The sequence below is a fragment of the Paenarthrobacter sp. CCNWLY172 genome (genome assembly GCF_037402035.1).
Classification (GTDB): domain Bacteria; phylum Actinomycetota; class Actinomycetes; order Actinomycetales; family Micrococcaceae; genus Arthrobacter.
In genome coordinates this window covers 154393-177571 of record NZ_JBBEGB010000001.1, presented here as the reverse complement: position 1 = coordinate 177571, position 23179 = coordinate 154393, and the positions used below count along the sequence as shown (strand labels likewise).

Genomic DNA, 23179 nt, shown 5'->3' with positions numbered 1-23179 from the left:
AAAAACGTGCTCGCAATATAAGGAGTGGGGGCACCCCGGAAGTCATGACGCCAATCCAGCCGTAGTGCTCCAAGTCATGGACCACTCTCAATACCGGGAGCGGTGCCGGGCGCTCTGAGCGAAATTGCTGGTTCCTTGTCTGACCCCGTCTATAGAGTGGCCACATGAGCCACACATCCTCCGTCCCTGCCGCTGCTCCGGAACCAACAGCGGTGCCTCCTGTCGCCAAGCGGGTCCCCACACGCCGTGAACACCACGGCGACGTTTTTGTGGACAACTACGAGTGGCTCAGGGACAAGGAATCCGTTGAGGTGGTGGACCTCCTGAAGGCCGAGAACGCCTACCAGGAAGCCGTCACAGCGCACCAGGAACCATTGCGGGAAGCCATGTTCCAAGAGATCAAGGGCCGCACCCAGGAAACGGATCTGTCCGTGCCCAGCCGCAAGGACGGCTGGTGGTACTACAGCCGTTCGGTGGAAGGGAAGGAGTACAGCATCCAGTGCCGCGTCCTGGCCCACAACACCGGGGACCCCGTAGCGGACTGGACGCCCCCGTCAGTGGAGCCCGGCGTGGAAATCGACGGCGAACAGATCCTCCTGGACGGCAACATCGAAGCCGAGGGCCAGCCGTTCTTCAGCGTGGGCGGTGCCGCGGTGACAGTTGACGGCAACCTTTACGCCTATGCCGTGGACAACTCAGGCGACGAACGGTTCACCCTCAGGATCAAGGACCTGCGCACCGGGGAGCTCCTCCCGGACATCATCGAGGATATTTTCTACGGAGTGGCCTTCTCCCCCGACGGCACGCGCCTCTTCTACACGGTGGTGGATGATTCGTGGCGCCCCTACCAGGTGAAGGCCCACGTCCTGGGTACGCCGGTGGCCGATGATCAGGTTCTCTACCAGGAGGACGACGTCGCCATGTGGCTGGGGTTCGATCTCTCCGCGGACAGACGGCACTTGGTGCTCAGCATCGGCTGCTCGGAGTTCAGCGAGACGCAACTGCTCCGCTTCGACGACTACGACGCCAGCCTCAGCACTGTGATCTCCCGCGACCACCATATTCTGTACGAGGCTGAGCCCTTCCTCCTGGACGGCAGGGAAACACTCCTCCTGACCCACAACAAGGACGCCATCAATTCGATGGTCAGCCTGGTGGACCCCGCTGAGCTGACCAAGCCGCTGGCAGAGCAGGACTGGCGTACCGTCGTCGAACATTCCAACGACGTCCGGGTCAACGGCGCCGGCGTGACATCCACGCATTTGGTGCTCTCCGTTCGTAAGGACACCATCGAACGGGTCCAGGTGCTGCCCTTGGCCGGCCTCGGCACCGAGGCCCAGGGTGCGCCGGTGGAACCGGCCTTTGACGAAGAGCTCTACACCGCCGGGGTTGCAGGTTCGGACTACGAGGCTCCCGTCATCCGCATGGGCTACACGTCCTACTTCACGCCGTCGCGCGTCTACGACTTTGTGCTCCCCACCGCCGGGTTGCCTGCCGGCCAACTGCTCCTCCGGAAGGAAAGCCCCGTCCTGGGCGGCTACACGGCGCAGGACTACGTGGCTACCCGCGAATGGGCAACGGCCGACGACGGCACCCGGGTCCCGCTGTCAGTGCTGCGCCACGCGTCGGTACAGCAGGACGGCACGGGCGCAGGGCTGGTTTACGGCTATGGCTCGTACGAGATGAGCATGGATCCAGGCTTCGGCGTAGCCCGCTTGTCCCTCCTGGACCGCGGCATCGTCATGGTGATCGCCCACATCCGGGGCGGCGGCGAATTGGGCCGCCAATGGTACGAGGACGGCAAGAAGCTCACCAAGAAGAACACCTTCACGGACTTCATCGCAGCCACGGATTGGCTTGCCGGATCGGGCTGGGTTGACCCGTCCCGCATCGCGGCCATGGGCGGATCAGCGGGCGGCTTGCTCATGGGCGCAGTCGCCAACATGGCCCCGGAAAAATACGCTGCCGTGGTGGCACAGGTGCCGTTCGTGGATGCGCTGACCACCATCCTGGATCCCGAGCTTCCGCTCTCCGCCCTGGAATGGGAGGAATGGGGAAACCCGATCACGGACCCAGAGGCCTACGCCTACATGAAGTCCTACACTCCGTACGAGAATGTGGGGGCCGTTGCCTACCCCAAGATCGCCGCGGTGACATCCTTCAATGACACCCGGGTGCTGTATGTCGAGCCTGCCAAATGGGTTCAGGCACTGCGCTCCGTGTCCACGGGTTCGGAGCCGATCGTCATGAAGATCGAAATGGACGGCGGGCACGGCGGGGCCTCGGGCCGGTACGTCCAGTGGCGTGAGCGGGCCTGGGACTACGCGTTCGTCGCCGACTCCCTTGGAGCCACCGAACTCCTGCCTGGAGCCGGCCTGAAGTAGGAGTTTTTAGCGCTGGCGGGCCCGGAGGAGTGCGAAGTATCCAGGGATCAGGTCCGGGGTTGACGGATTGCTCAGCGGGCGCGTCTCGATGCTCGCCGAGCCTTCAACGATAAGGTTCCAGTCCGCCGCCGCGAAGGCCTTGGCCCGTTGTGCCGCCCCGAACCGGCCGGGCATCGGCAGCCCGCGGATGGCCCACTCCAACGGGGCGGGAATGGAACTGCGGGTGGCACCCAGGTGGCTGACGTAGTCCACCGGCGTGCCCGGAAAGTTGGTTTCAGTCAGGAACACGCCTCCGCGGGTCCCGACGACGGGCAGCAGGTTCGCAGCCAACGCGGCGCGGCCGCTTCGGTCCAGAACGTGCAGGACACCACGGATGAAGATGTTCGCATCCCCCGTCCAGCCTGCCGCTTCGAGGGCCGTAGCGACAGTCTGCGCTGCGTCCGGTGCCGTCATGTCGCAGACCGCATATGACGCCGTCGTGGTTCCTGCTGACTCCTGCCGTGCCCGCTCAACCGCGTTTGCAGAGTAGTCCAGCCCTAATGCGTGCGGGAAGTGTTTGGCCAGCAGGCGCGTGAAACTGCCGTTGCCGCATCCGACGTCCACCACGGGCAAAGACGGGTCCAACTTAGCCATTTGGGGGAGGTAGCCGTTGAGTTCATGGTCGCTGCCCGAGTCCCACAGGACGTCGCCAGTGGCACCGGTTGAGCGGATATCGCCCCAAAACCGGTCCCAGGCAGTGCGGGGATCCTTGGGCGCAGCGGAAGAGAGCCTGATGAGGCGGGGAATCAGCAGGTACTTCCTGAAAGCGGAGAACATTCTCCAAATATAGGTGGCCCTACGCCTCCACCAGCCACTCCAACGCCTCTGTTTCAGAAGTGAAGAACTTGGTGGGGCACGGAGGCTTCATGATGCCCAGAAAAAAGTTGGCAATGACCCTGTCCACCGGAGATGAGCCCCAGAGCGCGATGCGGTTGGCCTGGCACGGTTTGGCAAACACGGAACGGGCACCCCGGGTGACATCGTCCGTGGTGGCCATGTCAACGATCATGGGATGGCGTTCCTCGCCGCAGAGCTCGTTCACCCGGTCCATGGCCCGCTGGGCGTCAGGTTCCTTGATCCTTGCCCCGCGCGGCCATGTCAGGCGAAGAATGCCTTGTTCTTCGAGCTCCAGCTCGAACGTCACCTGTTGGTGGTCCTGCGGTGTTGCTGGGTGGTCCACAGTGCTCCTTGCGCGGTTGGTGCTGCTGCAGCGGGTTACCTCTGCTGACACCCTCAAGGCTGTCGAATCCACAGGGCAAAGTAAAGGTGTGTCCCAGGACTCATCCAACCCATTTGCCGCGTGGTCACCTTTGGCCGCAGTGCCGCTGATAGGGTGTTGCCACATCATGAAAACACCGTGAATGAACCGTTGGAACGGAAGGGGCTCAGTGGGCGAGACCGTTGCCGGCGTACAGCATGCCCGCTCCGCCGTAGTGGCGGATTCAGACAAGGACCGTTTGGCCGCGACGACGGCCGCCCTTGCCGCCGCGGGATTCAGCGTGTTCCCCGCCGTGGATGCCGCCGCCCTGGCCGCCCATCTACAGCACCAGCGCCCCTCGGTTGCGGTGGCTGAGAGTTCCCTGGCACACGGACTGCGCAGCCCCGGGGTTCCCATGCTCCTGGTCCTTGCCTCCCAGGAATCCCTTGACCTCCGGGAAGTGGAATCCTGGCGCGTAGCGGACTACGTCATCAGCCCCGTGCAATCCGGGGAACTGGTCCACCGGGTTGAAACCCTTATCGGCCGGGCCGCCGAGCGCGCCCGTTCACGCGGCGAAATCGAAGCACTGCGCGAAAGCCTCCGCAATGTCTCCTCGGCGATCCGGGAGACCAATGATCCCCAATTGATCTCAGACCACGTGGTGCGTGGCTTCGGGGAGGCGCTGGACGTGGACCACGTATGGTTTGCTACCTTCCGCGACGAACGTGTTCCCACCATTCGTGCACAGTGGAACCGTCTTGGCCTTCCGCTGCTTCCCGCGAGGCTGGGTGAGAGCGAAAACGCCATTATCGAGGCCGCCAACAGGCTGTGGGCGGATGCGGACGTCCTGGCGGTCGCGGACCACCGCGAAGACCCCGACTCCAGGATCGCCACGGCACTGCGGGAGTGGTCAGGCGAGCTCGACCCTGTGTCCACCGTCCTTCTCCCCGTGGGTGAGGGAGCGACGGCGTTGGGCATCATCCTGCTCTCCACCGTCCGGGAACGGCACGATTGGACCCGCCCCGAGATCGCGCTGATGCAACACGTGGCCGGGAACGTGGCCCACGGACTCATCCAAGGCCACCTCATCAGCGCCCAACAGCGGGTCCTGCACCAGTTGAGGCAACTGGACAAGGCCAAGACCGACTTCCTGGCCACCGTCAACCATGAACTCCGGACTCCGCTGACCTCCATCACCGCCTACTTGGACATGATCCAGGACGGATCCGGCGGGCCGGTTCCCGACGGCATCAGGAAGATGCTCGATGTCATCGCCCGGAACTCCAACCGCCTCCGCAGGCTCATCGAGGACATGCTTACCGTGTCCATGCAGGACGGCAGCAACCTGGACCTCAAACCGGTGGATATTGCCAAGCTCCTCCAGGTGGTGGTGGCCACGCTTCGGCCGCTGGCAGAGTCCCGCCACGTTTCGTTGTCTTTTACCGATGGGACTGACGACATCGAGGTTACGGCCGACGAAGCGAAGCTGGAGCAGGTGTTCACCAACATCGTGGCCAACGCCATCAAGTTCACGCCCGAGGGCGGAAGGGTGGGCATCACCAGTTCGGTCTCGGACTCGGAGGGCGGCGGGCTGGCGCTGGTAGAGATCGCAGACAACGGCCTGGGCATTCCCGAGCACGATCTCCCCCACATCTTCACCCGCTTCTACCGGGCCTCCAACGCAACATCCGCAGCGGTCCCCGGCAGTGGGCTTGGACTGGCGATAGCGCACGACATCATCAGCCGCCACATGGGCCGCCTCCTGCTGGATTCCACTCTCGGGGCCGGCACCACGGTATCTGTGGAGTTGCCGGTGGGCGGGCCGTAACCACACCCATGCCCGGTGTGACAGGCGTGTCAAGGTCAGGTACGTGCAAGTGCCCTAAGGTCAATAATGCTCGACATACTGTGAAACAAAAATTGATGCCCCGGGCAGCAGCCCGGGGCATCAATTGACGTTATAGGGCCTTGAGAGGCGCCCCCAAAGTTTAGTTCGGCCACCAACCGATGCTGGTGGTGTTCGTCTTCGTGGCGGTGTAGCTGTTAGGCCACCAGCCGATTGCCGTGCTGTCCTGCGTAGGCTCGGCATTAGCTGGGGCAGCGAAACCCGTTACTGCCAGAACCGCCGCCATGAGCAGGGTTGCCGCAAATTTTTTCATCCGCTATGCCCTTTCGTACTGATGCGAATTTGTTGTCTGTGACTTGAATAAAGTCACGGTGCAAACTATACGAGCTTTTCTTCCGCAATGACATGGATAATGGGCACATGCAAAGTCCGCACCTCGCCTCCCACTTCGTTGCCGGTCTCACGGCACGCGCCAAGTGGAAGGAGCGGGATTTCGGCGAGGCCTACCGCCTGGCCGGAGAGGCTGCCGGACTGTCCGCCGCGGCCGGAGATGACGAGTCCTGGTGGAACATGCGGTACCTGCAAGCGGAATGCCTCCGGGACCAAGGCCGCATTGAGGAATACCTCAGCGTCGCCATGGAGCTCAACAACCACAGCCTGACCGCGTCCTCGCCCGAACTCGGGGCCAAAGCAGGAACCATGGTTGCCGTGGCATTCCAAGGCCTGGGCAGGCTCCCCGAGGCTGCCACCATGGCTGCAGAGGCGGCCAAACTTGCGGCCGGGGACGCCGAGTTGCTGTACGTTCAGATTCTCGCCCAGCGCGCCCTGATCGCGGCATTGGCGGAGAGCCGGCTCCTGAACGATGCCTGGCGCGAATGCCTCGTCCTGGAAACCCTGCTGACCGACGACGTCGACGAAGACACTGCCGGCAAAGGCTATTGGGTGATTGGCAACGTTGCCTTTCTTGCCAATCGTGTTGCCGACGGCGGCCTTTACCACGATCTGGCGGCCGAACGGCTTTCACCGTCCAAGGACGTTGATTTGTGGGCACGCTTCAACAGGGCATCAGCGGAAATGCGCCTTCAGGCAAAACTCAGTGATGCCGCAACCCTCCGCTGCATTGAAAGGGCAGAGCTCGCCACGGATATTGTGGGCGGCTCTGAACGGGACCACTTGGAAATGTCGCTGGTCCGCGCCCACTGGTATTTTCTCAGCGGCGATATGCAACAAGCCACCGCTATCCTTGAACCCCTGTGCGCCCGCTCCTCCATTCTGGCCACGCAAACCTCGGCGGAAGCACATTTCCTCTTGGCCAGGACCTTGCTTGAATCCGATCGACGGCAGGATGCACTGGTGACGTTCGAAAAAGCTGCCATGCTGTTCGAACAGGCTGCATTGCCCGAACGCAGCGCAGCCGTTCGGGAGTACCTTCGAAATAGCGATGAACAACGAGGCGAGCCACACGGGGGGTGAGCATGTCCGAAGGGAAAATGTACTCCGGCAACGACCCGCGCCTTGGGCTGCTCCTGGACGGAATCGTGAGGTTGGCCGCCGGGGATCTCAACACCAGAATCGAAGTCTCAGAGGCACGGGACGAAATCGATGCCGTGATCATGGGCACCAACCTCCTGGCCGAGGATCTCCAGATCGTTTACGAAGAGTTGGAGCAACGGGTGCGTGCCCGTACCCAGCAGCTCAATGAAGCCCACTTGGCGATGCAGCACATGGCAATGACTGATCCCCTCACAGGCCTGAACAACCGCTCAGCATTTGCCACGGCACTCAGCGAAGCCCAGTCCAGTGGGGCGCAGAGCGGCCGAAAGGCAGCCATCCTCCTCCTGGACATGGACGGGTTCAAAGCGATCAACGACTCCCTGGGGCACACTATCGGGGACAAGGTCCTGGAGACGGTGGCCAATCGGATCACCGGCGCCGTGCGGGATCAGGACATGGTGGCCCGCATGGGCGGAGACGAATTCGCGGTGCTGATCCCCGACGTGACTCCCGCTATCGCCGCCTCCATCGGCAACCGTATCCTTGCCGCAGTGGTGGGCGTTATGGAAGTCGAGGGCCATCACCTGCGTTGCGGTGCCAGCATGGGCCTCCGGATGGCCGATCCCGGCCACCGCGCGGAGGAACTGATGATGGAAGCAGACATCGCCATGTACGAATCCAAGGCCGACGGACGTGGCAAGCTCAAAGTCTTCGAACCCGCTATGCTGCACGCTAGGCAAATGCGGAACCAACTGGTGGGCGAACTCAAGGAAGCGATATCCGGCTCCCAGCTGGTGCTCTACTATCAGCCGATCATCCGGTTGGATACCCGCGAAATCGAGGGTGTGGAGGCGTTGGTCCGTTGGAACCACCCCACCCGCGGTCTCGTCATGCCGGACGAGTTCATTCCCATTGCAGAGGAAACCGGAATGATTTCCGATCTGGGCGGCTGGGTGCTCCGCACCGCCGTCGGGCAGTTGAAGCAATGGCGCACCGATCCCCTCACGTCGGGCCACAACTTCAGCATGCGCATCAACGTTTCGGCGGCGGATCTGCAGCGGCTGGAGTTCATTGAAGACGTCCGCGAGGCTTTGGCGTCCGCCGGGCTGGACCCGTCGCTCCTGGTCCTGGAACTGACAGAGAGCGCAGTCATTCAAGGTAATGACTTGGACCGCTACACGCTCAACAGCCTGCGCCGACTGGGTGTGGGACTGGAAATCGACGACTTTGGCACCGGCTACTCCTCCATCAGTTACCTGCGCCAGCTTCCAGTGGACACCGTCAAAGTGGACCGGACCCTGCTCTCAGCACTGGGCAGCGACCCCTCGCAACCCGCGCTGCTGGCCGCCGTGCTGCAGTTGATCCGGGCTTGCGGTTTGGCTGCGGTGTGGGAGGGCGTCGAAAGTGCCGACCAAGCCGAGTATCTCCTCAGCATCGGGTGCACCAGCGGCCAAGGGTACTACTTCAGCAGGCCGCTGCCTGAAGAGCAGCTGACCGAGCAGTTGAAGCACCACAAGACGTGGCCCGTCAGTTGATGGTCCGCGTCCATGGATGGTGGCGGGTCCGCCACTCGGAGTCGAGAATCGCGTAGATGTTCTCCGTGGCCCACTGGCCCTTGTAGTGCCAGTTGTCCACCAGCGTCGCTTCCAGGCGCATGCCCAGGCGCTTGGCGATGCCGGCCGATCCTTCATTGAGGGCATCCAACTTGGCGTCAACGCGGTGGAATGAGAGTGTCTCGAACGCAAGCCTCAGCACGGCTTCCGCGGCTTCGGTAGCAATGCCGTGGCCCTGGGCATCAGGATGGAGAATCCAGCCCACCTCTGCCTGCCCTGTCCCCTCAAGCCATTTCAGCACCACCTCGCCCATGAGGCCCGGGTGGTCCTTCCTCTCGATGGCCAGGCAAATCCAATCTCCCTCCTGGTTGAACTCGAAGTTGGCGTACCGGCCCAGGACTTCCATGGATTTGGTCCTGGTCAGCTCATTGCGCAGAAGGAACCGGGCAGTTTCGGGAAGCGACTGGTATCCGTGGAAGCGATCGAGGTCCTCGGCTTCGAAGCGGCGCAGAATGAGTCGGTCTGTGGTGATGGGGAGCTCAATTTCGGGCATGTCTCCGAGGCTACTAGGTGCAGGCGAATACTGGTCCAGTCTTGACACGTGGCGCGATCTGGGATTACCTAATGAACATTCGGTAAATAAAGCTGGAGGCAATGACGCATGGTTGAAACAACCCTCTCCGGTGCATCGCACCACATCCTGACGAACGACTACGCGTCAGAATGGATGGGCATCGAGGTCCTCAAGCTCGACGACGGGCACGCCACCATCCGCATGCACCTCCGCCAGGAGATGCTCAACGGATTCGGCATGGCCCACGGCGGAATGATCTTCGCCTTCGGGGACACCGCCTTCGCGCTGGCCTGCAACCCAGCCAACCCCACGCCCAAGCAAGCCGCCAACATCACGGTGGCGTCCGGCGTCGACATCAACTTCATCAAGCCCGCGTTCCAAGGCCAGGTGATCACCGCCGTCGCAAACCGCCGCGCGAGCACCGGCCGAAGCGGCCTGTACGACATCCAGATCTACGCAGCTGCGCCCGACGCCGATTCAGCCCCCGACGCCGGGCATGGTGAACTCATTGCCGAGTTCCGTGGCCGCAGCCGCACCATCTCCAAGAAGTAGGAAACCCATGACGCAGAACACCGTGGCCGCACCCTCAGCTTCCTCTTCCGAGGCAACTGCCCCCGTGCTGGACCGTGAAGAGACCATCTCCCGCGACGAACTCGAGGCCCTGCAGCTCACACGCCTCCAGCACACCGTGGCCTACGCCTACGATCGCGTGCCTCTGTACAAGCGCAAGTTCGACGAAGCCGGCGTGCACCCCTCGGACCTCCGCGAGCTGAGCGACCTGGGGAAGTTCCCCTACACCACCAAGGAAGACCTCCGCCTGGAATACCCGTTCGGCATGTTCGCCGTCCCCCAGGACCAAGTGGCACGCATCCACGCGAGCTCCGGCACCACCGGCCGCCCCACCGTGGTTGGCTATACCAAGCAGGACCTCGCCAACTGGGCAACCTTGGTGGCCCGCTCCTTCCGCGCCTCCGGAGTCCGGCCCGGCATGAAGGTCCACAACGCCTACGGATACGGCCTCTTTACTGGCGGCCTCGGCGCACACGCCGGTGCTGAAGCGCTCGGCTGCACCGTCATCCCCATGTCCGGCGGCCAGACCGAACGCCAGATCCAGCTCATCCAGGACTTCAAACCGGACGCCATCCTTGCCACGCCCACCTACTTGCTGACCATCGCCGACGCCATGGCGCACCAAGGCATCGACCCCACCTCCACGTCACTCAAGTACGCCGTCCTGGGTGCCGAGCCGTGGACCGAAGAAATGCGCCACGAGCTCGAAACCACCATGAACATCAAGGCCTCGGACATCTACGGGCTCTCCGAAGTCATGGGCCCTGGCGTGGCCGGTGAAGCCGTTGAGACCCAGGACGGCTGCCACATCTGGGAGGATCACTTCCGCCCCGAAATCATCGACCCGTTCGATCACTCCACGGTCCTGGGCGACGGCGAACCCGGCGAACTCGTCTTTACTTCCCTGACCAAGGAAGCGCTCCCGATCATCCGGTACCGCACCAAGGACCTCACCCGCCTGCTCCCCGGCACCGCCCGCCCTGCGCACCGCCGCATGGGCCGCATCACCGGCCGCAGCGACGACATGATCATCCTCCGCGGCGTGAACCTGTTCCCATCCCAGATCGAGGAAATCGCGCTCCGCATCCCGGAACTCAGCCCGCATTTCCAACTCGAAATCACCCGTCCCGAAGGCAAGCGCATGGATTCGCTCACCGTTAAGATCGAGCGCCGCGAGAACGTTTCCACCGATGCAGGCACGACGGCGGCGCACACCTTGCGAGAGCAGATCAAGATCCACATCGGGTCATCTTGCGTAGTGGACGTAGTAGAGCCCGGTTCCCTTGAGCGGTCCAACGGCAAGCTTCGCCGGATCTACGACATGCGCCCCAAGGGCTGACCTTGCTTGAGATCGTGAGAAAATGCCAGCATGCCTACTGAGACCACCACAAAGCGCGGACGGCCCGGTTATGACCAGCAGTCGGTGCTCCGCATCGCCGTCGACGTCTTCAACCGCCACGGGTACGATGCTACGTCCATGGGCATCCTGGCCGAGAACCTCGGGATCTCGAAGTCGGCTATCTACCATCACGTGCCGTCCAAGGGCGATCTGCTGAAGCTCGCCCTGGACCACGCGTTGGGCGGCCTTGAGGCCATCCTCGAGGAGCCTGCCGCCACGTCCGGGCCCGCCGATGCGCGGCTGGAGTTCGTGCTGCGGCAGACCATTGCGGTGCTGGTGGACCGGTTGCCCTTCGTCACGCTTCTCCTGCGACTCCGAGGCAACACGGAGATTGAGCGCGACGCCTTGGAACGCCGCCGCGCGTTCGACCACAAGGTAGCCGAACTCATCTCCGCCGCCCGCGAGGACGGCTCCCTGCGGCAGGACATCGATCCCCGCACCGTGACGCGCCTGCTGTTCGGCACTATCAACTCGATCGTGGAATGGTACAAGCCGGGCGGCTCGCTGTCCCCCGAGAAGCTCGCGGACGACGTCATCACCATGGCCTTCGACGGCCTCCACACGGCCGCCTGACCCTCTCTCACCTCCCAAGGGCTTGAGCCGAACCCTCTCTCACCTCCCAAGGGCTTGAGCCGAACCCTCTCTCACATCCCAAGGGCTTGAGCCGAACCCTCTCTCACCTCCCAAGGGCTTGAGCCGAACCCTCTCTCACCTCCCGCGCGCTCCCGTCCATCCCTCTCTCACATCCCAGGGGCTCCCGACGCCAGAGTCCGTGGTCTATCCATCCGGGCCCTTGCTCGGGTGCACCGGGTATCGAGGAGGACGGTCCGTTAGGCACTCGCGGCTGCGGTAGCGCCTGACCGGAAAGCTTCGGCGCGTCGGGCGACGAAGCTGGGTCCCTTGAAGGCTGCCCTTGACGCGATGCTGCTCGCTGATCTGGATGCTCCACCAACGCAGCGCCATACCGCGCAAAGGGTTTTGACCGTCTGGTTGATGAACACCAGGCGGTCATTTCGTATTCATCGGTTCGTCAACACGTCAAAGCACGCCGGGCCATCATCGCGGTTGAGTCGGGCAATGCGCCGGTGGAACCGTTCGTGCCGCAGGAACACGCTCCGGGTGCGGAGGCGGAGGTGGACTTCGGCGATGTGTGAGTGGATCTGGACGGCGGGCAGACTCGTTGTTACATGTACGCTTTCCGGCTTAGCAACTCTGGAAAGTCCGTTCATGGGATATATCCGACCTGCGCGCAGGAGGCTTTCTTGGAAGGCCATATCGAAGCGTTCAACACTATTGGTGCTGTCTCTGCCCGGCATATCCGGCATGACAACTCACCTCGGCGGTGACCGATTTCATCGAAAAAGTGGTCCCGAAACGGGTTGCCATTCTCACTGGGCTTGGAAGCATCGAAAACGGTTTGAGGAGTCAGACCAGGTCACGAAAAATGGGTTTGGCGACAGGTCACAGTCGACAGGCAGCTTCGTCGGACGGTTTCGTGTCCGCCCACAACCGAAACGTCGAACGCCTTCCCCGTCATGTGGGAAGGCGTTCGATCGGTCGCCGGCACATCAGTTTCCATTTGAGCCCGCGGGACATGAGAGAGCGACCCACCCAAACCCGCGGGATGTGAGAGAGCGACCCACCCAAACCCGCGGGATGTGAGAGAGGGTTACTTCTCCACGAGGGTGAGGACGTCGTAGGTGGCCACGATTTCGTCGTTCTGGTTGGTCAGGACAGCGTCCCAAGCAACTTCGCCGTATTCGTCCGTCTCACGCGGAGTGATCTTCTTGGCTGTCAGCGTGACCCGGATCGAATCTCCCGCCGCCACTGGGGTGATGAAGCGCAGGTTCTCGAGCCCATAGTTGGCCAGGACGGGACCCGGAGCAGGCTCCACGAAGAGGCCGGCTGCCCAGCTCAGGAGCAGGTAGCCGTGGGCAACGATGCCAGGGAAGAACGGGTTGGCTTCTGCGGCCTCCTGGTTGGTGTGGGCGTAGAACGTGTCGCCCGTGGAGTTGGCAAACGCAGTGATGTCCTCGAGCGACACTTCGCGGAGTTCCGAGCGAACCGCGTCGCCGATCCGGAGGGTGGACAGGTGCTTACGGAACGGGTGCTCGCCCTCGGTCTCCACAGTGAAGTTGCGGTCAGCGCCGGTGTGCCAGACGCCCGTCACTGCGGTCAGCATGTTCGGGGAGCCCTGGATGGCGGTGCGCTGCATGTGGTGCAGGACGGAGCGGATGCCACCGAGTTCCTCGCCGCCGCCTGCGCGGCCCGGACCACCATGGACCAAGTGCGGGACCGGTGAACCGTGACCGGTGGAGGAGCGGGCGTCTTCACGGTTGAGCATGTGGACGCGGCCGTGGTGGGCTGCGATGCCAAGCACCAACTCCTGCGCCACGGAAGGATCGTTGGTGCACACCGAAGCTACCAGCGAACCCGAGCCGCGGGCGGCCAGGCGGACCGCATCGGCCAGATCCGAGTAACCGAGCACTGAGGAAACCGGGCCGAAGGCCTCGAGCGAGTGGACTTCCTCGGTTTCGGCGTCCGCCCAGCTCAGGAGAACGGGCGACATGAACGCGCCATCCTCCACCACGCCCACGGCGCCGCCCACCGAGGTGACCGACGGCGTCTCGAGGGATCCGTACGCAAGCTCGCCACCGGCGTCGAGCATTGACTGAACTGCCGCGCGGACATCGGCGAGCTGTTCCAGCGACGCCAGCGCACCCATGGTGACGCCCTCGGCGCGGGGATCGCCGACGACGACGCGTTCGTTGATACGGGCGCCGATGGCAGCAGCAACATCGGCCGTGAGCGACTGGGGAACGATGATGCGGCGGATGGCCGTGCACTTCTGTCCCGCCTTGACGGTCATCTCGGTGACGACGGCTTTGACGAAGGCGTCGAACTCCGGGGTACCGGGCACAGCGTCCGGGCCAAGGATGGCAGCGTTGAGCGAGTCGGTTTCAGACGTGAAACGGACGCCGCCCTGGACCACGTTCTTGTGGCCTTTCAACGAGTTCGCCGTTGAGGCCGATCCTGTGAAGGACACAAGGTCGCGGTAATCGAGTTCGTCCAGGATGGTGCGCGCGGAGCCGGAGATCAGCTGGAGGGAACCGGCCGGGAGAATGCCCGATTCGACCATTGCCTTGACCGCAGCGGCGGCGACGTAGCCCGTGGGCGTAGCCGGCTTCACAATGGTGGGAACACCGGCGAGGAAGGCGGGAGCGAACTTCTCCAGCATCCCCCACACCGGGAAGTTGAACGCATTGATCTGCACTGCGACGCCAGGGATGCGGGTGTAGATGTGCTCGCCCGCGAACGAGCCGTCCTTGGACAGCACTTCCATGGGACCGTCCACCACAACCTGCGAGTTGGGCAGTTCACGGCGGCCTTTGGAACCGAAGGTGAAGAGCACGCCAATGCCGCCGTCGATGTCGATCATGTTGTCGATCTTGGTGGCGCCGCTCTGCGACGAGGACTCGTACAGCTCCTCACGGCGGCCGTTAAGGTACTGGGCAAGCTCCTTGAGCTTGAGCGCACGCTGGTGGAACGTCAGCTTCCCGAGTTCAGTTTGGCCTGTAGTGCGGGCGAAATTCACGACGGCGGCAAGGTCCAGTCCGTCGGTGCTCACGTTGGCCAGGACTTCACCGGTGCTGGCATCGCGGACCGGGACCTTCCTTGCGTCGGGTGCCGGGGTCCACCAGGCATCCTGAACGTAGCTGGGGACGGTTGCAACGGCTGTGGTTTCCGGGGCGACTGCGGTAGTGGTCATCGTCGACGGGTCCTTCCAAGGCACGTGAAATCGGCACGGTCATTGCTGCCCGGGGGCAAACATTACTGACCGGCCGTTCGGTAATATATACAGGGTACATGAATGCCCGGAGGAGTACAGCAGTTATTTTGCGGGACGCCCCTATCCGGGACGTCCCTGCGGGGAGGCTTAGCCCTTGCCGCCCAACTTCTTCGCCAACAACAGCGGCTTCTTGAGGAACTCCCCCACACTGGTCCGGGCAATGACCGTCTGGTTCAGGGCATCCAGCCGCTCCAGAACATGGTCCAGCTTGGCACCTGCCTCGTCGAGGCGACGCTCCTGCGCGCGGATGAGCTCTTCCTGTTCAGCCAGGACTCGGGTCAGGTACAGCATCCCGCCGAGCCCTCCCTGGGCGACGCCATCGCGAAGATGCTCATCGCGGACCAAGGCATCGAAGCGGGCATGCTCGGCGGCCTTTGCGAAAATGCTGTTGCCGTCATGTCCCTCGGACTCCGGCCGTTGAGACCAAAACGCGAGCGGTTCGCCGTCGATGAACCCCACGCGCGAGTGGCTGAGGGTGCGCAAGTGGAACTCCCAGTCGCCCACCACGGGGAGGTCCTCATTGTAGTAGCCCACAGCGTCGTGCAGGCTCCGGCGGTACAGGAAGGAAATGGGAACGGCCCGGTTGATCTTCAGCATGTCCGCAAGGGTGATCTGCTGCATACCCGCCCAGAAGAGTTCACGGCGGATCGGCTCAATCCGGTCCCCCACCAGTTCCTCGATGACGATCTCGGTCCGGACCATGACGCCACTTTCGGCTCCATGCGCAGGCTCATCCAGGTAAGCCACGGTGCTCTCCAGGAAGTTCGGGGCCCAGAAGTCATCGTCATCATGGATCACAATGAACTCACCGGATCCGGCTTTGATACCCGCGTTCGACGCCGCTTCCATCCCCACGGACTCGGAATGGTGGAGCGTAGTGATCCGCTCCCGCTCGTCGTCGGCCCGCTGGGACGTGAGGCGATCGACGTCGGCCGGGTTGCCGCCGTCGTTCACAATCACCAACTCGAAGTCCTGGAACGTCTGGGCGAAAATGTCGTCTAAGGCCCGGGCCAGGAAAAGCGGGCGGTTCTTGGTTCGGGTCACGATGGTGACGCGGGCACCAGCATTCATGGCAGGTCCGTTCCGTTCGGCAAGTGTGATCAATCCTGCATGTTAGCAGCGCGCGGAAGCGCAGGGACCAGCTTCGCCCGAACCGCCGCGATCTCCAGCTCAGAGACCCCGTTGGCCGCCAGGAAAGCCACCGCGTCGATCGAACCAAGGAAGTCCCGCAGGCCCGCCCGCCGCTGCGCCAACAGGGCCTCAAGCTCGTCGTCAGAGAGGTACGGATCATGGGCGTGCGGGGCGCCATGCGTTCGATGCCGCTCGTTGATCCCACGGGCGGCGAGCTCGTAGCCACGAACGATGTCCTCGTCACCCATACCCGCCAGCCGCTGCAGCATCAGCGCGATCACCCCGCTGCGGTCCCTGCCCGCCGAACAATGAACCACCACCTTCCCCGGCGAAGAAGCTATCGCTTTGAAAACCGCCGCGATCTTCTCCCCGAAAAGATGCAAATAGTCACCATACTGCGCCGGGTCCTTCAGATACGGGCCGAACAACTCATTGAAGTCGCTGTGGTCCGGATCCTCCGTGGGGCAATGGACGACGTCGATACGCGCCTTCACGTCATCCGGCACCTCGGGATCGGTGTCGCGTTGGCGACGCTCCCGGGAGGCGCGGAGATCGATCACGGTGCGGACGCCGTCGTCGTACATCTGCTGCCAACCCGCCTCGGTGACCCATTCGTGCCGGCCCATCCGGTAGACGTCCCCGGCAATTCTCCAGGCGTTGACTGCACCGTCCCAGCGAACGGCTTGGTGAGCTGACGTGGTTCCTTCCATAGGAGCCAGCTAAGCACATTGAGGATAAGTGCGTGAGGGTACCGCCGAGGGATTGGCTCTCGAGGTTGGCAATCACGGTTACTGCCGAAAGCCCACCCCTCGGCGATGCTGCGCTATCGCTTAACGAGCTTATTCAGCTGCACGGAAGAAAGCATGACTGATGCGTAGGCTTGATGTCCGGCGTCGTTGGGGTGGAAGTTCGCGTCCAACAACGGCTGGGTCAGGTCCAGCACGATCCAGGGGTTGTCCGAGTTCACCGCATGGCCCGTGAACCGTTTGGTGACGTCAACGAACACCGCAGAGGCGCCGCTTTCAGCTACAGCCTTGGCAATAGTGGCGTTGAGAGCGTCCACTGCCTGGTTGACGAGTATCTGGTTGGCTACCGGGACCACGGTGACTCCCCCCACCACGATGTCGCCCTTCGCTGGATCAAAAAGCCGGGGGTACCCCAGGACAACAAGGGTGGCGTTCGGCGCAGCCAACTGGATTGACTGGTACGTGGCTTCCAGGGCCGCTTCGACAGTGCCGAGGTTCTGGATGATCCCGGCAACGATGACCGCGCATGTCTGTGTGTCGGGCGTGGAGCAGGCCTGCAACGCGAGCCCGCTTCCAGCATCCAGGGCACCGGCGGTGATGCTCACCAAATCCGTCTCGCTGTTGAGCGTAGTTCCACTCAGTTCCGCGATTTGCTGTGCGACGGGTGTGGAAGTTCCCACCGGCCCAAGAAACGCGCCATGGCAAGCAGCATTATCAATAAGGGTTACCCGGGCGGAAGCGTCGACGATATCCACGTATCCGCCGGCGCTTTGCCAGCAGGGAACGGCTGGGAAAGGTCCGGCAAGATCGCCCGCTCCGGTCCCGGCCGTGTACGAGTCCCCGAGGGCTACGTAATCAACCGGAGTCGGCGGTGCGGCGCTGGCCGGACTGACCGTGAAGCCTAAACAAAGTGCCAAAATGGCGAGCCCGCCCGCAAGGGCCGTGTGCCGCCGTCGTACGTGATGAGTTGCCATGGTGAATCCCCTTTTTTAACCGCTCGATGGGGCTCCGGTTCCGCATGCGCGGAAGTCGCGGCTCGCCCACCAGTCGGCCGCGTACCGGGGCAATGTGTTGGCTAGATTACGCCTGCCGGGCAAGGGGGAAAAGACCTTTCCGGAACAGTCAGCGCTGCTTTGACAACCGGAACTCCAGTCCGTTGCGCACGGCGGGCCATTCGTGCTCGAGGATGGAAAAGACCACGGTGTCGCGCAGCGCTCCGTCGGCGCTGCGCGAGTGGTTCCGGAGGACGCCGTCCTGCTTGGCGCCGAGCCGGGCAATGGCTTCACGGGACTGGTGGTTCAGCCAATGCGTGCGGAACTCCACGGCCGGGCAGCCCAGTGTCTCGAAGGCGTGCCGCAGGAGCTGCAGCTTGGAATCCGGGTTGGTTCCCGTGCCGTGTGCAGACGCAGCGTTCCACGTTGAACCGATCTCCACGCGAGGGGTCGCGGCGTCGATGTTCATGTACGTCGTCATGCCGATGAGCTTGCCGGTGGCGTTGGAGCGCGTGGCGAAAGGCACCATGGAGCCTTTCGCCAACAAATCCAAGCGGCGATCGATTTCACCCGCCATGCCTTCCGGGGTGGGGACCGAGGTGTACCAAAGCTTCCAGAGGTCACCGTCGCGGGCTGCATCCACCAGCCCGTCATGGTGTTCCTGGCTCAACGGTTCCAGCGTTACGAATTTTCCGGTCAGGGTGATGGGTTGGATTGAAGTCACCCGGTTAGCTTAACCGTCCGCTGGCGTTAGTCTTTCCAGTCGAAGAAACCCTTGCCCGTCTTACGCCCGAGTTCACCCCGAGCCACTTTGTCGCGGAGGATCTGTGGCGGAGCGAAACGGTCACCCAACGTGGAATGCAGGTATTCGGCGATGCCCAGCCTGACGTCCAGGCCCACAATGTCGGTAGTTTTCAGGGGGCCCGTGGGGTGTTTGTAGCCAAGCACCATGGCGGCATCGATGTCTTCAGCCGATGCCACGCCTTCCTCCACCATGCGCATCGCTTCGAGGGCAATCGCCACACCCAGGCGCGAGGAAGCGAACCCGGGCGCGTCATTCACGACGACGGCGGTCTTGCCGAGTGCCTCAGTCCAGATTTTCGCCGCAACAGCGAGTTCGGGAGACGTCTCCTTGGCCAGCACCACCTCGATGAGGGTGGAGGCCGGGACTGGGTTGAAGAAGTGCAGCCCCACAAAGTTCCCCGGGCGGCGGAGTTCGTTGGCGAGGCCGGTGACGGAGAGCGAGGACGTGTTCGATGCCAGGAAAGCATCAGCGGACAAGTGCTCCTCCACAGCTTTCAGCGCCGACACTTTGAGGTCGTAGTCCTCAGGCACGGCCTCCACCACGAGGCCGCAGTGGATGAAGGATTCGTAGTCCGTGGAGGTGCTGAAACGGGACATCGCCTGGTCGGGGGTTTCGTTCAGGGTCCCGCGGGCAGCAGACTTGGCCACGGCCTCAGCAACGCGGCCTTGCGCTCCGGCCGCTGCCTCGTGATCGCGTTCCACCACAATCACAGTGGCTCCTTTGACGAGGAAGGCATGGGCGATGCCGGCACCCATCCGGCCTCCGCCCAATACTCCTACGACGTGCGGGATGGCGGGAGCTTCGGTCATTTCTGGGTCCTGTCGTTGTTGCCGGAAGTCGGAGCGGAGGTGGCGGACGCGTCCGTGTCTTGCGTAGCCTTCGCCGATTTTTTGTCCAGGAAAGCCTGCATCCGGTCAAACTTGGCTTGGGACTCAAAAAGGATTCCCTGGGCCAGTGTGTCGATCAGCGGGTGGGCTTCGGCCGGAGCGTGGAACACGGATTTGGTGATGCGCACCGCCAAGGGATCCTGGCGGCCGATCCGATCGGCCAGTTTGTGCGCAGCGTCCATAAGCTCGGGGGCTTCGTGGATTTCGGTGATGAGGCTGATCCGCAAGGCTTCCTCGGCGCGAAGCACGGCACCAGCCAGGAGGATTTCCTTGGCCTTTGGTTCACCCACGAGTTCCTTGAGCCGCCAGCTGGCACCTGCCGCGGCGAGGATTCCCAGGCCGGTTTCCGGGTTACCAATCCTGACGCTCGGAGTCCCGATGCGGAAGTCCGCCGCATAGGCGAGTTCAGCGCCCCCGCCCAGGCAGTACCCGTCCAAGGCCGCGATGACGGGCATGGGCAGCTTGGCGATCCGGACAAAGATGGTGGAGTTGATCCCCTGCAGGGCGTCGTCACGGCGTCGTTCGCGCAACTGCCCAATGTCGGCGCCGGAAGCGAACACCCCGTCCGTCCCGGCAATGATCAGTACTTTGGGGTTCCGCTCCAGTTCAGCACACACCTGGTGAAGCTCGTCCACCATGGTCTGGTCGATCGCGTTGCGGACCTCGGGACGGTTCAGCAGGACAGTGAGGCGGTCGTCGCGTTCCTCAAGCAGGAGGGTGGTGAAGTCTTCCGGGTTCAGTGCCATTACACGCCTTCCAGCAGCATTGCGGTGCCCTGTCCAACGCCGATGCACATCGTGGCCAACCCCAGCTTCGGCCCGGAAACCGAGGCGAGTTCACGCTCCATACGCCCCAGCAGCGTGATCGCGATCCGTGAGCCGCTGGAACCGAGAGGGTGCCCCAAACTGATGGCGCCGCCGTCGTTGTTCACAATTTCGGGATCCAGTCCGAGACGGCGCATGCTGGCCAGCGACTGCGTGGCGAAAGCTTCGTTGAGTTCCACCGCGCCCAACTGGTCCACGGTGAGCCCAGTGCGTGCCAGGATCTTTTGCGTGGCCGGGACGGGACCGATGCCCATGATCTCGGGCTCGCAACCCGCTGAAGCACCGTCGACGATACGGGCGCGGGGCACCAATCCGAACTTCTTGATGGCAGCTTCCGACGCGACAATGATGGCCGAGGCACCGTCGTTGAGCGTGGACGAGTTGCCGGCCGTGACCACGGATCCGCCGGGCACAACGGGTCGCAACCCCGCCAGGACGTCCATGGTGGTGCCTTCGCGGGGTCCTTCGTCGGTGTCCACCACGGTCTCGGACTTCCGGGTCTTGACCGTCACGGGAACAATCTCTTCCTTGAAGCGACCGCCCGCAATGGCTGCCAGTGCGCGCTGGTGCGAACGGACGGCAAAGGCGTCAGCATCCTCACGTGAAATCTTATCCACACGGCCTACTTCCTCAGCCGTTTCCGGCATGGAATAGGTCATTTTGCCGTCGCGTGAGAGCTCGCCCTTGGTGAAGAGCGGGTTGGCGAAGCGCCAGCCGATGGAGGTGTCGAAGATCTGTCCGGGCTTGGCGAACGCCGTGGTGGGCTTCTCCTGAACCCACGGGGCGCGGCTCATGGATTCGACGCCGCCGGCCACCACGATGTCCGCGGCACCGGATTTGATCATGTGGCTGGCCATGATGATGGCGCTCAGGCCGGAGGCACACAGGCGGTTCACGGTGATGCCGGGAATGTGGAGGGGAAGTCCGGCAAGAATGGTGGCCATACGGGCCACGTTCCGGTTTTCCTCGCCTGCGCCGTTGGCGTTGCCGAGGATCACCTCGTCAATGGAGTCAGGATCGACGCCGGCACGCGCCACTGCTTCCCGGACCACCAGTGCTGCGAGATCGTCCGGGCGAACGGAGGACAGTGCCCCACCGTAGCGACCTACAGGCGTACGTGCGCCGCCAACAAGAAAAGCCTCGACCATGAGAACATCCTTCGCGAAAGTGAAAGGGACCGGTCTGGAATAATATACCGACCGTTCGTTCTATAAAGATTACACGGCCCGGCGGAACGGTCAACAGCTGACGTCATCTGTTGCACCGGCCCGCACAGGAACCGAAGCAGTCCCGGAAACCCGGGATCACACCACCCGGATCCCGAGGTGACCAGCCAGGAGGGGTGCCATGAGGCTGAGTTGGTAGTCATCGATAACAACCCCCGCCAGCCCGGCCAATCCGTTGATGCCACGGAACTCCGAGGTCCGCAGATCAACATCCTTGAGCTTTGCCCCGGTAACGTCCAAGGTGCCGATAGTGCAATTCTTCAGGGCGATCCTGGTGCCTGCGCAGCCACCGAGATCCAGCTCGTTGATGATGCAGTCCGAGATCTGGAGGTCCATGAGCTTGGAGCCGCGCAGGTTCACATAGTCCAGCTTGCCGCCGTCGATCCGGACCGAGCGCCAGTTCCCCTCATAAAGTTCAGCTGAGCCCCATCGAGGGTTGCTGATTTCCACGTCCTGCCAGGAGCTCCGCGCGGCGGTGAAGACCGGCGCGTACGGCTCGGCCAGAATGCACTCGCGGAACGTTGCACCCCGCAACTGCGCCTCATTGAAGGAGACACCGTTCAATTCGCATTCAATGAAGTCGGAGCCACTCAGTTCCTCTCCGTCGGCAGAAACCTTGGTCCACCTGACGCCGTCATACCGTTCGCCACGCTGGAAGTCCGGAGCGTCGTCGTCGCGCAATTCTTCCAAACGGAGCGGTGAAATCTTAGGGGCCGCAACCTTCGCAGCCGCCATCAGAGGGATTCCGCCTTTGCTGCGATCTCCGTCAGGTCCTTGGCGAGGGCCTTGCGCGTCATGCTCATGCCGATTTTCCCGAAGAGCGCCATACCTACCTTGCTGAGGAACGACGGCTTGAGGACCTCGGCGCCGAACGTCAGCGTAAGGTCCGTACCGCCGTCGCGCTCGGACAGGGTGAAGCGCGAGGTGTAGTCAGCGCCGCCCTGATGCGCCTTCACGGTAGTGCTGCGCGGCGGGTCAGCCTGGGAAACCCACATTTCGACGGTTTCCTGCTTGCCCATCATGGTCCTGGTTTCCTTCCAGCGCGTGCCTTCGCCGTACGGACCTTCGCTGAGCAACTGGACGGAGTCGATGCCGGAGAGTGTGCCGGCCGAGCCCGGGATGTCCGAGATAACGGCCCAGACTTTCTCCGGACCTGCCTTAATGTGCTGCGTCAGGGTGGTGGTGTGTTCCATACATCGAGCCTAGACCCGACCCCTGACAGTCCCAACCGAAAAGGCCTACGACGCCGGGCGCCCCTTCAGCACGTTTCGGAGCAGCACCACCGTGAGCCACGTGACCATAGCGCAGACACCAACACCCCAGGCGATGTCCGTCACGGCCACCAGTGCCGGGAAGTCCTTGAGGACAGCGAGCGCCGTCAGAGCCCAGGTTGCGTACGTGAAGAACCCAAACAGCGCGCCACCGAGAATCCGCCCGCGCAGCGCAATGTCCGCCTTCGCCGGCCGTACCCCGTAGTGCACGATCCCGGCAACGAAGACGAGGTAGAACAGCACAGCTGCGACGGGTTGCGGGCTGGCCGCCAGGAGATGCCCCATCTGGCTCTGATACTGCCGCTGCGCCACGGTGACGATCCATACGATGTCGATCACGGCAAAGATCACCGCGGCCAGGGCATAAGACCCGAGCCACCTTTTCATGGT

General features: G+C 63.0%; 22 protein-coding genes. 7 read left to right on the top strand and 15 right to left on the bottom strand.

Translation table 11 applies throughout. The features are described 5' to 3' along the window. Positions 1 to 164 precede the first annotated feature (164 nt). The gene (locus WBN73_RS00790; RefSeq protein ID WP_337339219.1) at positions 165 to 2384 is read left to right on the top strand and encodes a S9 family peptidase; all 2220 of its coding nucleotides are present in this window, start codon (positions 165 to 167) and stop codon (positions 2382 to 2384) included. 6 nt (positions 2385 to 2390) lie between these two features. On the opposite strand, the gene WBN73_RS00785 is transcribed toward WBN73_RS00790, so the two are convergent. Then, positions 2391 to 3200 (bottom strand): class I SAM-dependent methyltransferase, encoded by an 810-nt coding sequence (locus WBN73_RS00785; protein WP_337339218.1) that lies wholly within the window; start codon positions 3198 to 3200, stop codon positions 2391 to 2393. A gap of 19 nt (positions 3201 to 3219) precedes the next feature. Further along, positions 3220 to 3603 carry a DUF7793 family protein gene (locus WBN73_RS00780; RefSeq protein WP_207594440.1) on the bottom strand — a complete coding sequence of 128 codons (384 nt, stop codon included), beginning with the start codon at positions 3601 to 3603 and terminating at the stop codon, positions 3220 to 3222. Positions 3604 to 3784: 181 nt separating this feature from the next. Here WBN73_RS00780 and WBN73_RS00775 point away from each other — a divergent pair, with 181 nt between their 5' ends. Beyond that, on the top strand, positions 3785 to 5449 hold the full coding sequence (locus WBN73_RS00775) for an ATP-binding protein (RefSeq protein ID WP_443193232.1): 1665 nt from the start codon (positions 3785 to 3787) through the stop codon (positions 5447 to 5449). 160 nt (positions 5450 to 5609) lie between these two features. On the opposite strand, the gene WBN73_RS00770 is transcribed toward WBN73_RS00775, so the two are convergent. Then, positions 5610 to 5780: a hypothetical protein gene (locus WBN73_RS00770; protein WP_337339217.1), complete on the bottom strand. Its 171-nt coding sequence runs from the start codon at positions 5778 to 5780 to the stop codon at positions 5610 to 5612. A 107-nt stretch (positions 5781 to 5887) separates the two neighbouring features. On the opposite strand from WBN73_RS00770, the gene WBN73_RS00765 reads away from it, so the two are divergent. Continuing rightward, entirely contained in the window at positions 5888 to 6940 is a 1053-nt protein-coding gene (locus WBN73_RS00765; protein ID WP_337339216.1) for a hypothetical protein, read from the top strand. A 2-nt stretch (positions 6941 to 6942) separates the two neighbouring features. Further along, positions 6943 to 8496, top strand: coding sequence for a putative bifunctional diguanylate cyclase/phosphodiesterase (locus tag WBN73_RS00760; protein ID WP_337339215.1), 1554 nt, complete (start codon positions 6943 to 6945; stop codon positions 8494 to 8496). Here WBN73_RS00760 and WBN73_RS00755 read toward each other — a convergent pair. Then, positions 8489 to 9067 (bottom strand): GNAT family N-acetyltransferase, encoded by a 579-nt coding sequence (locus tag WBN73_RS00755; RefSeq protein ID WP_207594444.1) that lies wholly within the window; start codon positions 9065 to 9067, stop codon positions 8489 to 8491. The two genes, WBN73_RS00760 and WBN73_RS00755, sit on opposite strands and share 8 nt — an antisense overlap. 108 nt (positions 9068 to 9175) lie before the next feature. Between WBN73_RS00755 and WBN73_RS00750 the strand changes: the two genes are divergently transcribed. The 3 genes from WBN73_RS00750 to WBN73_RS00740 are packed head-to-tail and all read left to right on the top strand — an operon-like array spanning position 9176 to position 11630. After that, entirely contained in the window at positions 9176 to 9640 is a 465-nt protein-coding gene (locus WBN73_RS00750) for a hotdog fold thioesterase (RefSeq protein ID WP_207594445.1), read from the top strand. Between the two features lie 7 nt (positions 9641 to 9647). Continuing rightward, positions 9648 to 10997 (top strand): phenylacetate--CoA ligase PaaK, encoded by a 1350-nt coding sequence (gene paaK / locus WBN73_RS00745; protein ID WP_337339214.1) that lies wholly within the window; start codon positions 9648 to 9650, stop codon positions 10995 to 10997. Positions 10998 to 11027: 30 nt separating this feature from the next. Then, positions 11028 to 11630, top strand: a complete 603-nt coding sequence (locus WBN73_RS00740; protein ID WP_089596031.1) for a TetR/AcrR family transcriptional regulator — start codon at positions 11028 to 11030, stop codon at positions 11628 to 11630. A 1096-nt stretch (positions 11631 to 12726) separates the two neighbouring features. Here WBN73_RS00740 and paaZ read toward each other — a convergent pair. The 11 genes from paaZ to WBN73_RS00685 all read right to left on the bottom strand — a co-directional run bounded on the left by paaZ (position 12727) and on the right by WBN73_RS00685 (position 23176). Then, positions 12727 to 14826, bottom strand: a complete 2100-nt coding sequence (gene paaZ / locus WBN73_RS00735) for a phenylacetic acid degradation bifunctional protein PaaZ (protein ID WP_337339213.1) — start codon at positions 14824 to 14826, stop codon at positions 12727 to 12729. A 168-nt stretch (positions 14827 to 14994) separates the two neighbouring features. Continuing rightward, the gene (locus tag WBN73_RS00730) at positions 14995 to 16011 is read right to left on the bottom strand and encodes a glycosyltransferase family 2 protein (RefSeq protein WP_337339212.1); all 1017 of its coding nucleotides are present in this window, start codon (positions 16009 to 16011) and stop codon (positions 14995 to 14997) included. Beyond that, the gene (locus tag WBN73_RS00725; RefSeq protein ID WP_337339211.1) at positions 16008 to 16748 is read right to left on the bottom strand and encodes a tyrosine-protein phosphatase; all 741 of its coding nucleotides are present in this window, start codon (positions 16746 to 16748) and stop codon (positions 16008 to 16010) included. The genes WBN73_RS00730 and WBN73_RS00725 overlap by 4 nt, the downstream gene beginning before the upstream one ends. A gap of 113 nt (positions 16749 to 16861) precedes the next feature. Beyond that, positions 16862 to 17758: an SGNH/GDSL hydrolase family protein gene (locus WBN73_RS00720; RefSeq protein WP_337339210.1), complete on the bottom strand. Its 897-nt coding sequence runs from the start codon at positions 17756 to 17758 to the stop codon at positions 16862 to 16864. Positions 17759 to 17906: 148 nt separating this feature from the next. Further along, positions 17907 to 18500: a GNAT family N-acetyltransferase gene (locus WBN73_RS00715; RefSeq protein WP_337339209.1), complete on the bottom strand. Its 594-nt coding sequence runs from the start codon at positions 18498 to 18500 to the stop codon at positions 17907 to 17909. Between the two features lie 26 nt (positions 18501 to 18526). Then, positions 18527 to 19390 (bottom strand): 3-hydroxyacyl-CoA dehydrogenase family protein, encoded by an 864-nt coding sequence (locus WBN73_RS00710; protein WP_207594457.1) that lies wholly within the window; start codon positions 19388 to 19390, stop codon positions 18527 to 18529. Continuing rightward, positions 19387 to 20214, bottom strand: coding sequence for an enoyl-CoA hydratase/isomerase family protein (locus WBN73_RS00705; RefSeq protein ID WP_280623428.1), 828 nt, complete (start codon positions 20212 to 20214; stop codon positions 19387 to 19389). Before WBN73_RS00705 ends, WBN73_RS00710 begins: the two co-directional genes overlap by 4 nt. After that, positions 20214 to 21440 (bottom strand): thiolase family protein, encoded by a 1227-nt coding sequence (locus tag WBN73_RS00700; protein ID WP_337339208.1) that lies wholly within the window; start codon positions 21438 to 21440, stop codon positions 20214 to 20216. The genes WBN73_RS00705 and WBN73_RS00700 overlap by 1 nt, the downstream gene beginning before the upstream one ends. Positions 21441 to 21596: 156 nt before the next feature. Continuing rightward, positions 21597 to 22253 carry a pentapeptide repeat-containing protein gene (locus WBN73_RS00695; RefSeq protein ID WP_207594460.1) on the bottom strand — a complete coding sequence of 219 codons (657 nt, stop codon included), beginning with the start codon at positions 22251 to 22253 and terminating at the stop codon, positions 21597 to 21599. Beyond that, positions 22253 to 22711, bottom strand: a complete 459-nt coding sequence (locus WBN73_RS00690; RefSeq protein WP_280623430.1) for an SRPBCC family protein — start codon at positions 22709 to 22711, stop codon at positions 22253 to 22255. Before WBN73_RS00690 ends, WBN73_RS00695 begins: the two co-directional genes overlap by 1 nt. 45 nt (positions 22712 to 22756) lie before the next feature. After that, a complete protein-coding gene (locus WBN73_RS00685; protein ID WP_337339207.1) occupies positions 22757 to 23176 on the bottom strand; it encodes a DUF2177 family protein in 420 nt (139 codons plus the stop codon). Positions 23177 to 23179: the final 3 nt, after the last annotated feature.